Below are 14,083 nucleotides of genomic sequence, written 5' to 3'. Positions count from 1 at the left end.
TATCGTAAGCATTTGTTTGAAACAGAACATCCGTTAGACAAGTTTTGTAATAATAAACATATTAAAAGAGTTTATAGCCCAGTCGCTAGTCCCTGGTATAATGGTGTTGTAGAAAGTACACATAACCGAGACCAAAAAGAATTCTATGATTATTGTACACAAGAATTAACTTTAGAAAAAGCTAATCAAAAATTAAAAAGATATAATAATTTTTGGAATCATAAACGAATACATTCAGCTTTAAATTATGATACACCTATGTTATACTTCAAAAAGATAAGGAATACTTAAATGCAATATCTCTGGCTCCCGTGCATTTAATGATTTTTAATAAATGGTGTATTTACAAAAGTTAATATACTAAAACATTTTTTATATATAGATATAAATTTAGTAAGAATATATTAACATTATATAAATAGATATTGATTTCGTTATTAATTTATGTTATAATTATACATAGTTTAATTATATGGAGGTAAATTATGCCACGTGTTATAAATAACGATTGTGTAGCTTGCGGTTCTTGTAAACCAGAATGTGCATTTGATGCTATTAGCGAAGGAGATATTTACGTAATAGATCCTGACAAATGTACTGATTGCGGTGCTTGTGAAGCAGTTTGCCCAAGCAGTGCTATACATCAAGCTTAATTGCTTTTGATGGCATAGTTATGGGTAGGTTTTCTTTAATAAGATGCCTACCCTATTTTTTATAAAATATTTAAGGAATCATATTGATAAAAAATACTCAAGCTTTTATATTATCGTATAGCCAATATAAAAGTTCTTCAATAATAGCATCTTTTCTAACAAGCAATTCTATATTGCAGGCGATATGTTATAAAGCTAAAAAAGATTCTAAAGCATTCGGCTCTGATTTAGAAAGCATATCTAAATTAAATATAAATCTATACGAAAAAAGCACATCTCAGCTATCAATATTGAAAGAATCAAACATCATAAAAAATTATTCTATACTAGAAAAATCAATATATTCTTCTTTGGCCGTATTCTATATAAGGGAAGTATTATTATATTGTGCTAAAGATTTTGATGACAGATACTTTATTTTAATGGAAAAAATTTTAGATGCTTTGGAAAATTTAGAAGAACAAGATAATGATGATACAACTAAAAAAATATATATAAATATTTTAATGAGGGCATTTGAAATGAAAACACTTCATATTGCTGGAATATCACCTCATTTAGATAAATGCATTATGTGCGAAAATAATGATACATCTTTTTATTCAATTTTTGATGGAGGACTAATATGTTCTAAATGTAAACCTCTTATTAAAGATGCATTTGAAATAACAGAAAATGATAAAAACTTAATGAGAATAATAAAGCATACTTCATTGATTAGTATAGCAAATAATAAAGAATTAAAATCATTGTATAATAATTCAATAAATAATGTTAAAAATATTCTAAATAAATCTTTATTTAATCATATAAACAGAAATATAAAAAGCCTGCATGTATTAGAAGAAATTTTATTTACTTAATATATCAAATATTTCTTTAGTGTTATTAGCTATATATACTGCATTTTTAAACTCTTCATCACTGCCAAAACCATATCTAACAGCAATAGAATCAATTCCTAAATTTTTAGCAGCATCTATATCATCAATTCTATCACCTATCATTATAGTTTTAGATTTTTCAAAGTTTCCTTTTTCTATAGCTTCATTTAAAACATCTAATTTATTTTTTATTTTTCCGCCGAGTATAGGAGCATAAAAATCATTAAAAAATTCAGTTAAATTAAAATGTTCTATTATTCTTACTGCAGATTCTTTAGGTTTTGCAGTGACTAAAAAAACTCTGTAATCGTTCTCAGATAAAGTCTTAATCAAATCATATATGCCATCATAAAGAGTACAATTAAATAATCCTTCGTTACCATTATAATCTTCTCTGTAAAATTTCACAAATTCAAGAGATAATTTTTCATCATCATAGCAATACTTTCTAAAACTTACATCTAATGGAGGCCCAATAAACTTTCTCAATATTTTATCATTTGGTATATTTATTTTTAAATTATATACTTCATTAATTTTTTTAATTCCATATACAACTGCATTTATTATACCAGGTGCAGAATCAGTAATAGTACCATCAAGATCAAATAATATATTATAATATTTAGGCATTTTACAACTCACATTATCTATTTACAAAAATATATCCTGAGGCAGGAAGTATATCAAAATCTTCTTTAGTTCTTTCTTTTATAGCTTTGAATAACAAATTAAGTCCTAAACTATCACTAGCCATATGACCGGCACATACAACATTAATATAATGTTTCTTACACTCATCTAAAAGTTTATCAGATATATTCATTACAATTAATGTTCCCATACCAGCCTTTGATAAGGCATCAACCATAGCAGGATCAAAATAAGCACCTCCTGTCATATCAACAACAATGTTTCCAACTTTAGAATTATTAGAACCATTAAATATTTTTGGAGGATTATGGCGCATAGCAGATATTTTATATTCTTCTATTTCAAATAAAATATCTATTATCTCAGATAATGTTGTAGGCTTTTTTTCTTCCATCTCTCTAGTCAAAAAAGTTTCAACAAAATTATCAGCTACAGTATGCATACACATATAATTTAATTTAAGAAGTTTAGCAGCATTTACATCTCTAAAATGATTTGCACCATAAACAGATCTGCTTACTTCATTAAGTCTTTTATTCGTTAAAGCTTCTGCAACATTTATAGGTACATTATGCAATGCATTCTTATCAGACTGCATTTCTATAACATCATAAAAATTAACAAAACCATAACCATTAGGATGATGACTTATAACCAAATCTATATTTTCATTTTTTTCATTAAGCCTGTCAGCCAATAAAAGCTCTGGTGTTTGCATATCTATACCGCAGAAAATTTTCTTTATATTTTTATCTTCTGCAATATTCAAAATTCTTGTATCAGCATAAGGATTAAATAGAGTATCTTTATCAAAATACTCTTTCTTTTTATCATCTAATTTTTCATAAGATTTTTCTATATTTTCCAATTCTTTTTCTACAACTATTCTTCCTCTAGGATCTGCATTAATACCGCATTTTATAGCTGCTTTATAAAAATCAATTATTTTCAAAGCCATATAAAAACCTCTTATTCTTCATCATCTTGTTTTTTATCGTTTTTAGGTTCTCCTCTATATTTCTCAGTCTGTATCATACCATTTTCTTCAAAGAATGTTATAGACTTATAACTTTGTCTTATAGTAAATTCAGCACTTCCTATAGTCAATTGAACACCTGGAAGCATTTCTTTACCAGCACTTATTGTAGATTCTACTTTTTCTACTTCAATAGTTTGAGTTAAAGCTTCTCTTTCTAAAACAACTTCTTCTCTTCTACTGCTTGCTTGTTCCAATTGTTCTTTATAACTTTGTAATTGTTCTTTTTTCTCATCATCAAGCTTTTTAAGTTTAGCAGCTTGTTCCAAAGATTTAATATTTCTTTCTGTTTCTTCTATTGAATTATCTAATTCTTCTTTTTCTTTATCTAAATCATCGATAGTACGTCTTTTAGCTGGGCTAATTCCTGTTTCTATCAATGTTCTAGTACCAGCCTGAGAACCTAAAACTTTACCATTAACTTCTCTTAAAGCTCTAAGTCTTCCGCCGCTTGCAGAAGCTCTCTTACCTATAAGTATAATTCTGTTATCAGAATCAATATTAGAGTTAAGTATTGCTTCTGTAACAACAACATTATTTCCAGCTTGAACATTGGAGAATTGTATAAATTTAGCAATAACATCTCCGCCAGCTTTTACAACACTATTTTCATTTCCTTGAATACCAAGTTTAACCATAATATCACCCTTAGCTTCAAGATCACATTTACCAACTGTACCATGAACATCAATATTACCTTCAGCTTTTATTGAATAGTTATCATTAACACTTCCTTTAACTAATACACTTCCAATAAAGTTAATATTTCCTGTTTCAGGTCCAACATCTCCAGAAACTTCAAATATTGGTTCAACATTAAGTGATTTTCCTCTAAGAACTACTTGTCCGTTTATAGTAGATAATATATATTCACCATCATCAGACATTTCAACATTATCACCTAATACTTCTTTAATATCAATATCTTTTCCAGCCTTAGTTTCTATTTTAACACCAAGTACAGTTCTTCCTATCTCACCATCTGTAGCAGGAATTTTTTTAGCTAATTTTTGACCTTCTACAACGTTCTCAACTATACTTAAATCTTTATAGTCAATACTTTGATCTTCTCCAATATATTTAGGTATAACTTTTTTATTAACATTAACTAAATATTCTATTTTAGCATTTTGTCCGTTTACAGGAGGACGTCCTTCAGCAGATAATATAGGAATATTAAAAGTACCTTCTTCTAAACATTTAGTAACATTTTCTTCTTGGAATCCAAATGTAATACCGCAGTTTTCCATTATTTCTTTTACGTCCTGCAAATCCATTTCTCTTCCGCCTTTATTAGGCTTAGTTACAGTAACATAAGCACGCATTTTATCATCACTAATACTGTAACTTATCTTAGCATTATTTCCAGATCTGCTTATATCCCATTCAGCAATTTTTTCATATTTTCCTGTTTGTTCATGAAGCATTTTTTTAGCTAAATGTGAATCATATTCTTTAATACCTGCATCTATAAGTTTTTCCTCTACAATGGTCATATCCTCAATTCTCTTACCATCGGCTGTAGGAGGTACAACTTTTAAGAATACACCATCGCGTTTTACTCTAACAACTACATCTGTATCTTTATTGAATATAACTTTATTTTGTGAACTATCGCCAGATGTTCCAATAGTATAGTCTGCCCCTTGTCCCATACCTATATTAGATTTATCATAAGTGATATGAGTGTATCTAATTAAAAAAGGTTTAGCACCTATATTAAAAAATCCTTTACTTCCTTCTTCTAAAACTTTATAAGTTAATTCATAAATTGGACATTGGAATATAGCAGCAGCTTCCTGCATTCCGCGTTCCAAAGACTCCACTGACAATTCAACTGAACGAGTGTTCTTATTATTATAAACTTCTTTATAAAAATCGCTTTGCAATATTTTTCTTTTTAATTCATTCATACAAATCACCTATTTTATAATAATTGTTTTTTTATCTCTGAAAGACTATATCTTAACTGCTGTATAGCTTTGGTATGCAATTGAGATATTCTGCTTTCAGAAACCTCTAAAACCTTACCAATTTCCTTTAATGTAAGATCATCGTAATAATATAATATAAGTACTTGCTTTTCCTTTTCTGGAAGTTCTTTTAAAGCAGCTACTATTTTATTTTTAACATCTTCTCTCTCTGCTAAATATTCAGGGTTAGTTTTATCATTAGATTTTAATGTATCTATCACAGATATTTCATCAGAATCATCACCTACATACCAAACATCACTTAAAGATGTAGGTGAAGCCTCTATATATCTTTTCATAGTTTCATTATATTTGCTAATAGGTATTCCAAGCATATCAGCTATCTCCTGCGGTTTAATATTTCTGCTTAGTCTTGCCTCTAATATTTCTCTAGCTTTTTCTATTTCCTTTACATCTTTACGTATAGATCTGGGAAGATAGTCTAATTTCCTAAGTTCATCATATATAGCACCTCTTATCCTAGTAACAGCATAAGTTTTAAATTTAATATCTCTATTAGGGTTATACTTATCAATAGCGTCCATAAGCCCAAAAGAACCAAAACCTACTAAATCCTGAAATTCAATATGCTTATGAGAACCCATATTAACAGATATTTTACTTGCCACATACTTTACTAATGGAGAATATTTAATAATTAAAGCCTCTCTGATATAAGGGGATTGAGTATTTTTAAACTCTTGCCAATATTCCTGTTCATTATCATTAGTAATATTTGGTATTTTATCTTTTTTATTCATCTTCATAATAATTCACTCTAGTTATTAATTTTTGCTATATATTTTATTTATTGCATCTTAATTGCATCATTTATTTATTGTCGCTTTTTTCATCTTTAGCTATCATTGTTCTAACAGCCTTAGCAACTTTTTCAGGATCTTCCTGTGCTTCTTTTACCATTTCTTCATTATCAATCTTCTTATCTGGAAACATAGTACTTTTTGTAGTGTAATTTGATGCTGATGATGTATTAGAACTTCCAAATACTATATCACCTATATCATCACCTGAACTATGATAATCTACTTTACTTTTTTTATCAACATTAACAGGTTTTGGAGCTCCTTTTCCTATATTTTCTATATTACTCAAATCCGGTGTAAATATAGGAGTATCATCATTTACTGCAGGAGCAGTATTATCATTATTAACCTCTCCTACAAAACCGCTATTATCATCTATAGCATTATAATCTATATCTGAATTGGAACTCATTGTTGATTCATCTATTACATCACCTAAATATTTTTTCAATATAATTCCAAGTACAAACAATATTACAAGTGTTAAAATAGCTGAAATTATTGCTTTCAAAATGGAAACATCAACTCTATTTTTAAAAGATATTGATAACAAAAGAGTTATAATAAATGATAAACCAGTTATAATAGCTCCTAATTTTCCAAAGTTAGAAGAAAAATGTTGTTTCACTTTTTCAAGTATATTATTCATAAATTACCTCTAATAAATATCAAAGTATTAAATTACTTTTTACTAACAAAAGATAGAAGTGATTCCATAAATCCGCCTAATCCTTTCACTTCTCTGTCATCATCATATTCCATATCAATAATTTTTTTAGCTATATTATATATAGACATAGATGCATGGCATTTATTATCATATTGATAAAAAGGAAGCTGCTGAGAAACAGCGTAAGGAATTGTTTTATCTTCAAAAACATGTCCTAAATATTTAACATCCATATCTAAATACTTTTTACTTGTCATAATAATTTTATCGCCAACTTCTTTTCCTTCAGAAGCTTTTGTAACTCTATTAACTAATATTTTTATATCAGCATTAGCATCTTCAGGAGCAATAGATTTAATTACACCATAAGCATCAAGTATAGCAGTAAGTTCAGGAGTTGTAACAACTATACTTTCATCTGAAGAAAGAAGAAAATATAAAACTGTATCTGATATTCCTGCACCAGTATCTACTATGATAATATCAGCATCATTCAAAGAATCCATGCTGTTTACTAATTTAGTCAAAGCTCTACCAGAAAGATTTGCTAAAGAAGAAAAACCAGAAGCCCCTGCAATATATCTAATACCATAATCTGTTTCAAGTACAACTTCATGCAATTTCTTAACACCTTTTATAACATGATAAAGGTTATACTCAGGCATATTTCCAAGTATTACATTAACATTACCAAGTCCAAGATCTGCATCTATCAAAAGTACATTCTGACCTAATTGCTGCAATGCTATAGACAAGTTAATAGCTATGTTAGTTTTACCTACTCCACCTTTACCGCTGGCAATACTAATTATACGTTGGGGACGTCTGTCTTTAAGTCCCATCATCTTTCTTAATTCATCTGCTTGATCTTTCATAATATATCTTTTATTTCCTATAATTAATTATTTATTTTGAAGAACCAAATAAGCCTTCCATTATTTTATAACCATATTTTTTGGCTGTAGATATATCTTTAGGTACACCTTGACCATAAGTTATATAAGTAATAGGCAATTTCTTTCTAGTTATAGCACAAATTGAAGAAGCTAAATAATCTGTTTCATCAACTTTTGTTAATATGATACCTTTATAATTTGTTGGTTTGAAACCATTCATTATTTTTACAGCATCTTTATATTTAGCAGTGGCACTCATAACAAGCTGAATATCCATATCAAATCTTCCAACTGTTGTGAAATATTTTGACATAGCCACTATTTCTTCTGCACTTTTTGGAGAACGTCCCATAGTATCAATAAATAAAAGCGAAGAATTGTCAAGTTTTCTTATTTCAGCTCTTAAAGCTTCAGGAGTACTTGCACTTGTAAATGGTACTTTCATTATACTAGCATATCTTTGAAGCTGATCAACTGCCGCTATTCTGTAATTATCTATTGTAACAAATGAAACTTTCTTACCAGACTTCATATATTGAGCTGCTATTTTTGGTATAGTTGTAGTTTTGCCAACACCAGTAGGTCCAACAAATACTATTATTTTTTTCTTAGCACCTATTTCTATACCATTAGCAAGCATTAATTTATCTGAGAAATATTTCTCAACTTCTTCTCTAATTACATCTTTAGATTGGAAAAATCTTGCATTACTAGATGTAAGTAAATATTCTCTTAAATCTAATAAAACTTCTTCTGGGAATTCTCTATCTCTTAAATAATTGAAGCTCTCCTCCATACCATCAGCAATGTTCATATCAGAGCTTTCTTCATTATTTTCCTCATCATGTTCTTCATTATCAGGATTTTCAAAATAATCTCTAATGTTAGTTTTCTTTTCTCTTGTAAGATTATTTTCTTCTCTATACTCTTTTATTTCTTCAAGAGCATTATTTATTTCTTCATCTTCATATTCATGATTTACTAATGTATTTGTATTTCTGCTATTGTTATTATTACTTTGAGTTGTATTTGAAGCAGTATTATGATTTTTATTTATATTTGGGAAACTGCCTTCCAAATATTCTTTAACCATATCTCTTATCTGCTCTTGAACCATTTTCTTAACATTGTCATCAATAGCATTATTGTTTTTATTACTAGAACTATTTATATGATTAGGTATAACATTACTATTAAAACCACCCATATTATTATTGTTATTCATAGTATTCATAAAACTATTATTATTAGCAGAAAAATTGCTATAATTATTTATTGGAGAAAAACCATTATTTGATGAATAGTCAGACAACATCGAGCCTCTCATATTATTAAATGAGGAGCCAGCAAAATTTGAATTAGAATATGGATAATTATTAAAATGAGGTAAAGGACTAAAACCATCTGTATTAGTATTTCTTTCTCTAACAATTTCTCTCTTTTCTTCAGTATAAGAATTAGAATTATTAACTGTAGGTTCTAATGTTTCATTCATAATATCTTCACTAATGTTTTCTCTGATATTATTATCTCTAACATTATTATTTTCTCTAAAACTATCCCTTAAACTATCTCTGAAGTTATCTCTATTATCATCTTCAAATTTATCTGATGTAGGAACTGTTGTTGCTGCACTAGAAGAATTATTAGTTACTTTATTAGCATTTCTTTCTCTTGAAGCTTCTTTTAAAGCTTTAGTAACTGCAACTATTCTATCAGCCATTTCACTAGCATCAATTGTTTCAGTAGCATGTTTTTTCATCTCTATTCTATCGCTTAGAAGTTTATTTCTATGCATTTCATCATCATCTTCTTCTTCACTAGAATATGAAGTTTTTTCTTCCGATGCATTATTTTTTCTATCGTATATAGAGTTATTAAGCATTATTCTAAGTTCATGTTCAGTTTTCATACCTAAACCTAAAAAACCGCCTACTTTAACATCTTTACTGGTCAAGATAACAAAATTTCCGCCATACTCAACCCTAGCTTTAGCAAAAGCATCAGTCTTATCCTTCCCTCTAATAGTACGTATATCTACCATTTTATTTCTCCTCTAATCATCTTAAAACTCCCTAAATAATCACCTAATTAATATTGCTCTAAAATACCGATAGAAACTTCAAACTCTTTCTTTGTCATACCAAAAATATTCTTCCTTTTGCTTTCTCTAACGCTAATGATAAAATAGCTTTCGCCGTATTTGTCTCTAGCTTGTTTCTCAATTTCTTCTCTGTTTTTTCCAAAGATTTTAATTGTCTTCATAGTTTAACTCCATAATTTATTTACATCTTAAAAAATTGCTCCATTTACGGGCATTATAATTTCCAATTTAATTATTTAATACTAGCAATTCCTTGTACATTATATCCTTGTGCTATCTCTGTTGTAGCAATAACTTTATACTTACCAACATTCTTAGCTATAAACTGATATAGAGGTCTTCTTATAATAGGAGAAGTCAAAAATACTATATCATCAACTCCTGAATCACTAACAAGTTTAACAGCATCTTTTATATTCTTAATTAAGTTCTGCATACTTTCAAAACTCATAGCTATCATTTGAGAACCCTGTAAATTACCTGTATTAGCAAGGTTCTGTGCTATATTATTTTGTAATTGCTGACTTAAAGTAATAACTCTAATATTTCTATCCTGATCTGCAACCATTTGAGATATTTGTGAAGCTAATCTGCTTCTTACCAATTCTGTAGCCTGTTCACTTCCCATAATAGATATAGCATCAGCAACACCTTCTAATATTGCAACACTATTTCTAATAGGTACTTCCTCTTGAAGAAGATTCTGTAATACTTTTTGTATATATCCAAGAGGACTTTCATTATGAGGCTTAGCTGCAAGTACTTCTGATACAAGTGCTTTATGATCATCTTTAATAAGATCAAGCATATTCTGTACTTCTTCACGTCCGATAAGAAGATTAGCATTTCTTTTAATAGTTTCACTGAAGTGAGTAGCTATAACTGATGTAGGCTGGAATAACATAAAGCCTTTTTTCTCAGCCATATCCTTTTCATCAACTTTAATCCAATAAGCAGGAAGTCCGAATGCTGGTTCTCTTACTCTTTCACAATCTGGAGTAGGGCCATCTGGAGAATTAGCGTTCAAAGCTAAAAGCATATTAGGACGAACGAATCCTTTAGCCATTTCAGTACCATTTATACTAACAGTATATTCATCTGGTTCTATTACACTATTATCCACAATACGTACCGGAGGAACAACTAAACCAACCTCCAAAGCAAGCTCTCTACGTATCTGACTTATTCTATTGATTAAATCCCCTCCTTCAGATTCTAATGCCAAAGGTATAAGAGAGGCACCAACAGAAAGTTCTATCTTTTCAACTTTCAAGAAAGGAGTAACATCTAAAGGACCTTGATGAACCTGCTCTCCGGCATCAGCCTTTGTACCATCTTCATTAAGTCCAAGTTCTTGCTGCTCTTTTCTTAAAGCATATCCAGCTAAAAATAATGCTAATGATATAACAAATAAAGCCAATTTTGGGAAGCCTGGTAAAAGCATTAAGAAGAATGCGAAACCAGCACCAATAAATAAGTTTTTAGGTTTAGCAAAAATTTGTACAGCAATTTGAGTAGACAAATTATCTTCGCTGCTGCTTCTAGTTACTAATAAACCTGTAGCAAAACTCATAAAGAATGAAGGAATCTGACTTACCAAACCATCACCTACAGTAAAACGAGTATAAGCATTAACTGCCTGAGCAAATGGTTCGCCTCTCATTGTCATACCAATGATGAGTCCGCCTACTATGTTTATAACAGTAATTATAATACCTGCTATAACGTCACCTTGCACGAATTTTGAAGCACCGTCCATAGTACCATAAAAATCACTTTCACCTCTGATTTTCTTTCTTTTTTCTTCTGCTTCTTTATCTGTTATAGCACCAGCTTGAAGTTCGCTTTCAACTGCCATCATTTTTGAAGGCATACTATCTAATGCGAATCTTGCTGCTACTTCTGATACTCTTGTAGCACCTTTAGTAATTACAACAAATTGTACTATTATAAGAATTATAAATATTACAACACCTACAACTATATTACCGCCTACTACGAAATCAGCGAATGAAGTAATAACCTTACCATTAAAGTTAGTTCCTTCAGTAAGAATTGCTCTAGTTGTAGATACGTTCAAAGCAAGTCTGAATGCTGTCATTACAAGCAATACAGAAGGGAATACACTAAAATCATTGGCACTCTTTATACTAAGTACCATAAGTAATATCAATAATGATACGATTATATTTACTATAAGCAAAAAATCTAAAATTATTGCTGGTAATGGTATAATAAGCATCATTATTACCATAACTGCACCAACAGCAAACATTATGTCACTATGCCTGCTAAGATTGCTAGGTAATTTTATTGAATCTAAAATTGATTTATCACCATTCATTGTTGCCACTTTTTATTCCTCCTATATAGCCCTTGCCATTTTTTCATTACGTATTCTATACACTTCGCCAAGTATTCTTGAAACAACATGAAATAGTTTTTCTGGTATATATTGTCCTATTTCAACATTAAAATATAATTCACGGGCTAAAGGTTTATTTTCTACTATTTGAACATCATTCTCTTTAGCTATCTCTTTTATTCTTAAAGCAATATGGTCTGCTCCTTTTGCTGTTACTATTGGAGCATAATCTCCATTTTCATATTTCAAAGCAACTGCAAAGTGAGTAGGGTTTGTAATTACCACATCTGCCTCTGGAACCGCCTTAAGCATTGTTCTATTGACAATTTTTCTAGCCATATCTTGTAACTGGCTTTTTACCAATGGATCTCCTTCCATCTCTTTGAATTCTTCTTTCATTTCATGTTTTGTCATTTTCAAACTATTAATGTACTGCTTTTTTTGAAAGAAATAGTCAAAAGCAGATACTATTATCATAAATATTATTACCTTAGCTAACATATCTAAAACAATAAAAAAGAATAAATGCATAGCTTGAGGTAATTCCATATTAACCATATTAAATAATTGATCATGTTTGCCGTATATAGTTGAAAAAGTAAGAAAAGATATAACTACCATCTTGAATAAGATTTTGGCTAAGTTCATCAAGTTTTGGGAAGAAATAAACACCCTTTCTTTGAAGTTAGACCAAGTCGGAGCTATTCTTTTAAAATTTGGTTTTAACTTTTTAGTTGTAAATAAGAATTTAGTCTGTGCTAAATTAATACCTACCCCAACAACTAAAGCAACCAATAAAACTATTCCAGCAGTTTTAGCTATTAAAACAACTATTTCCAAAAACATATCAGGCAAAGATAAAATATTCATACTAGCATCAGCATTGGAAATTTTATTCAATATTCCAACAAAAAATTGAGATACTGTATTAATTAAATATGTTGTAAGCAAAGCTATTACAGCTATTGTAACAGCCAAAACAAGAGTTTGGTTTATCTCTGTAGAGTTTACAACACGTCCTTCTTCTTCTCTTGCCTTTCTTTTCTTTCTCTCAGTTGGAAGTTCTGTTCTTCCTTCATCTTCCGGAGAAGCAAATAATGTTAATACAAAGCCTTTTCCAGTAAGGCGTAAATATTTTCTATAAAGTCTAGCTTTAAATATAATCAACATTTCTAATAAGGAAGCTATCATATTTTTCATACAGTGCCTCCTGACAAGAAAGTTATTATATTATTAACATCTGATATTGTATATTCTAATATCTTCATAAAATTAGAAACAAGTGCTGGTATCAATATATAATAAGCTACTATACCAACTCCAATCTGCATTGGGAAACCTAACATCAAAATATTCATTTGTGGTGCAGCCTTTGCCAACAAACCTAAACTTAATGATAATAAGAATAAAGTAAGCATTATAGGTAAAGCTAATGAAAGAGATATAGAAAATAAAGAACTCATATAATATATCATTCTGTCTATAACTCCATTAAACGATGAAGTGAATACTGCTTTTGAAGCATCACTCAATACTGGCATAGCTTTAAAACTATAAAACAAAGTTCTAACTACCCAACTAGGCCCGTCAATAGCTATGAATATAAGTATAACTATCAAAGACTGAAGCTGCCCTAATACCGGAACTGTAACTTGAGATATAGGGTCAACAGTTTCAGATATACCAAATCCTATTTGTATTTCAAAAAAGTTAGCCATAACTTGATAAGCAGCAAATATAATAGACATTAAAAATCCTATCAAAATACCGATAAGAGCCTCATTAACAAGTGTCAAAAAGTACTCTACAAAAGTAGGTGCTGCCTGAACATTTATGTTAGCAACTAATGGAAATATAGTTGCTGTAGCTATAAAAGCAAGTCCCATTTTTATACTATTAGGAATAACATTAGATGAAAACAATGGTGCTACCATAAGTATAGCTATGAATCTTACCATAATGAGCAGGTAAATCTGGAAAAAATTTACAAAATTATCCATTTATTATTCCTAAATCAATACACT

The 14,083-nt window shown here is 29.4% G+C and carries 14 protein-coding genes; 3 read left to right on the top strand and 11 right to left on the bottom strand.

Annotation, left to right across the window (positions count from 1 at the left end):
- From Q0K52_RS07700 to recO, 3 genes are all read left to right on the top strand, one after another.
- Positions 1-291: integrase core domain-containing protein (locus Q0K52_RS07700; RefSeq protein WP_297298163.1), on the top strand; the 291-nt coding region annotated here is incomplete at its 5' end.
- 194 nt (positions 292-485) lie between these two features.
- Positions 486-653: a DUF362 domain-containing protein gene (locus tag Q0K52_RS07695; protein WP_297298161.1), complete on the top strand. Its 168-nt coding sequence runs from the start codon at positions 486-488 to the stop codon at positions 651-653.
- 83 nt (positions 654-736) lie between these two features.
- Complete coding sequence (recO, locus tag Q0K52_RS07690) at positions 737-1,516, top strand: DNA repair protein RecO (protein ID WP_297298159.1); 780 nt, start codon at positions 737-739, stop codon at positions 1,514-1,516.
- Here recO and Q0K52_RS07685 read toward each other — a convergent pair.
- The 11 genes from Q0K52_RS07685 to fliR form a co-directional block, all read right to left on the bottom strand.
- Positions 1,505-2,170, bottom strand: a complete 666-nt coding sequence (locus Q0K52_RS07685) for an HAD-IA family hydrolase (RefSeq protein ID WP_297298157.1) — start codon at positions 2,168-2,170, stop codon at positions 1,505-1,507. The genes recO and Q0K52_RS07685 overlap by 12 nt on opposite strands.
- Before the next feature lie 13 nt (positions 2,171-2,183).
- Positions 2,184-3,149, bottom strand: coding sequence for a hypothetical protein (locus Q0K52_RS07680; protein WP_297298155.1), 966 nt, complete (start codon positions 3,147-3,149; stop codon positions 2,184-2,186).
- An 11-nt stretch (positions 3,150-3,160) separates the two neighbouring features.
- The gene (locus tag Q0K52_RS07675) at positions 3,161-5,140 is read right to left on the bottom strand and encodes a FapA family protein (RefSeq protein WP_297298153.1); all 1,980 of its coding nucleotides are present in this window, start codon (positions 5,138-5,140) and stop codon (positions 3,161-3,163) included.
- 14 nt (positions 5,141-5,154) lie between these two features.
- Positions 5,155-5,967, bottom strand: coding sequence for an RNA polymerase sigma factor WhiG (gene whiG / locus Q0K52_RS07670; RefSeq protein ID WP_297298151.1), 813 nt, complete (start codon positions 5,965-5,967; stop codon positions 5,155-5,157).
- Positions 5,968-6,031: 64 nt separating this feature from the next.
- Positions 6,032-6,673 (bottom strand): hypothetical protein, encoded by a 642-nt coding sequence (locus Q0K52_RS07665; RefSeq protein ID WP_297298149.1) that lies wholly within the window; start codon positions 6,671-6,673, stop codon positions 6,032-6,034.
- Between the two features lie 32 nt (positions 6,674-6,705).
- Positions 6,706-7,569 carry a MinD/ParA family protein gene (locus Q0K52_RS07660; RefSeq protein WP_297298147.1) on the bottom strand — a complete coding sequence of 288 codons (864 nt, stop codon included), beginning with the start codon at positions 7,567-7,569 and terminating at the stop codon, positions 6,706-6,708.
- A 31-nt stretch (positions 7,570-7,600) separates the two neighbouring features.
- The gene (locus Q0K52_RS07655) at positions 7,601-9,634 is read right to left on the bottom strand and encodes a flagellar biosynthesis regulator FlhF (RefSeq protein ID WP_297298145.1); all 2,034 of its coding nucleotides are present in this window, start codon (positions 9,632-9,634) and stop codon (positions 7,601-7,603) included.
- 47 nt (positions 9,635-9,681) lie between these two features.
- Entirely contained in the window at positions 9,682-9,855 is a 174-nt protein-coding gene (locus Q0K52_RS07650; RefSeq protein ID WP_297298143.1) for a hypothetical protein, read from the bottom strand.
- 71 nt (positions 9,856-9,926) lie between these two features.
- Entirely contained in the window at positions 9,927-12,038 is a 2,112-nt protein-coding gene (locus Q0K52_RS07645) for a flagellar biosynthesis protein FlhA (RefSeq protein ID WP_297298166.1), read from the bottom strand.
- A 21-nt stretch (positions 12,039-12,059) separates the two neighbouring features.
- Positions 12,060-13,259, bottom strand: coding sequence for a flagellar biosynthesis protein FlhB (gene flhB, locus Q0K52_RS07640; protein ID WP_297298142.1), 1,200 nt, complete (start codon positions 13,257-13,259; stop codon positions 12,060-12,062).
- On the bottom strand, positions 13,256-14,059 hold the full coding sequence (gene fliR, locus Q0K52_RS07635; RefSeq protein WP_297298140.1) for a flagellar biosynthetic protein FliR: 804 nt from the start codon (positions 14,057-14,059) through the stop codon (positions 13,256-13,258). The genes flhB and fliR overlap by 4 nt, the downstream gene beginning before the upstream one ends.
- Positions 14,060-14,083: the final 24 nt, after the last annotated feature.

This window comes from uncultured Brachyspira sp., from assembly GCF_944390845.1.
In the GTDB taxonomy this organism is placed as follows: domain Bacteria; phylum Spirochaetota; class Brachyspiria; order Brachyspirales; family Brachyspiraceae; genus Brachyspira; species Brachyspira pulli.
This window is presented reverse-complemented; position numbering and strand designations above follow the sequence as displayed.

Bases quoted from the DNA above. Each gene is read 5' to 3' on its own strand.
- Q0K52_RS07660 (WP_297298147.1), bottom strand. From the start codon at position 7,569: ATGAAAGATCAAGCAGATGAATTAAGAAAGATGATGGGACTTAAAGAC.
- Q0K52_RS07695 (WP_297298161.1), top strand. From the start codon at position 486: ATGCCACGTGTTATAAATAACGATTGTGTAGCTTGCGGTTCTTGTAAA.
- Q0K52_RS07650 (WP_297298143.1), bottom strand. From the start codon at position 9,855: ATGAAGACAATTAAAATCTTTGGAAAAAACAGAGAAGAAATTGAGAAA.
- fliR (WP_297298140.1), bottom strand. From the start codon at position 14,059: ATGGATAATTTTGTAAATTTTTTCCAGATTTACCTGCTCATTATGGTA.
- Q0K52_RS07655 (WP_297298145.1), bottom strand. From the start codon at position 9,634: ATGGTAGATATACGTACTATTAGAGGGAAGGATAAGACTGATGCTTTT.
- flhB (WP_297298142.1), bottom strand. From the start codon at position 13,259: ATGAAAAATATGATAGCTTCCTTATTAGAAATGTTGATTATATTTAAA.
- Q0K52_RS07675 (WP_297298153.1), bottom strand. From the start codon at position 5,140: ATGAATGAATTAAAAAGAAAAATATTGCAAAGCGATTTTTATAAAGAA.
- Q0K52_RS07680 (WP_297298155.1), bottom strand. From the start codon at position 3,149: ATGGCTTTGAAAATAATTGATTTTTATAAAGCAGCTATAAAATGCGGT.
- Q0K52_RS07685 (WP_297298157.1), bottom strand. From the start codon at position 2,170: ATGCCTAAATATTATAATATATTATTTGATCTTGATGGTACTATTACT.
- Q0K52_RS07665 (WP_297298149.1), bottom strand. From the start codon at position 6,673: ATGAATAATATACTTGAAAAAGTGAAACAACATTTTTCTTCTAACTTT.
- Q0K52_RS07645 (WP_297298166.1), bottom strand. From the start codon at position 12,038: ATGAATGGTGATAAATCAATTTTAGATTCAATAAAATTACCTAGCAAT.
- whiG (WP_297298151.1), bottom strand. From the start codon at position 5,967: ATGAAGATGAATAAAAAAGATAAAATACCAAATATTACTAATGATAAT.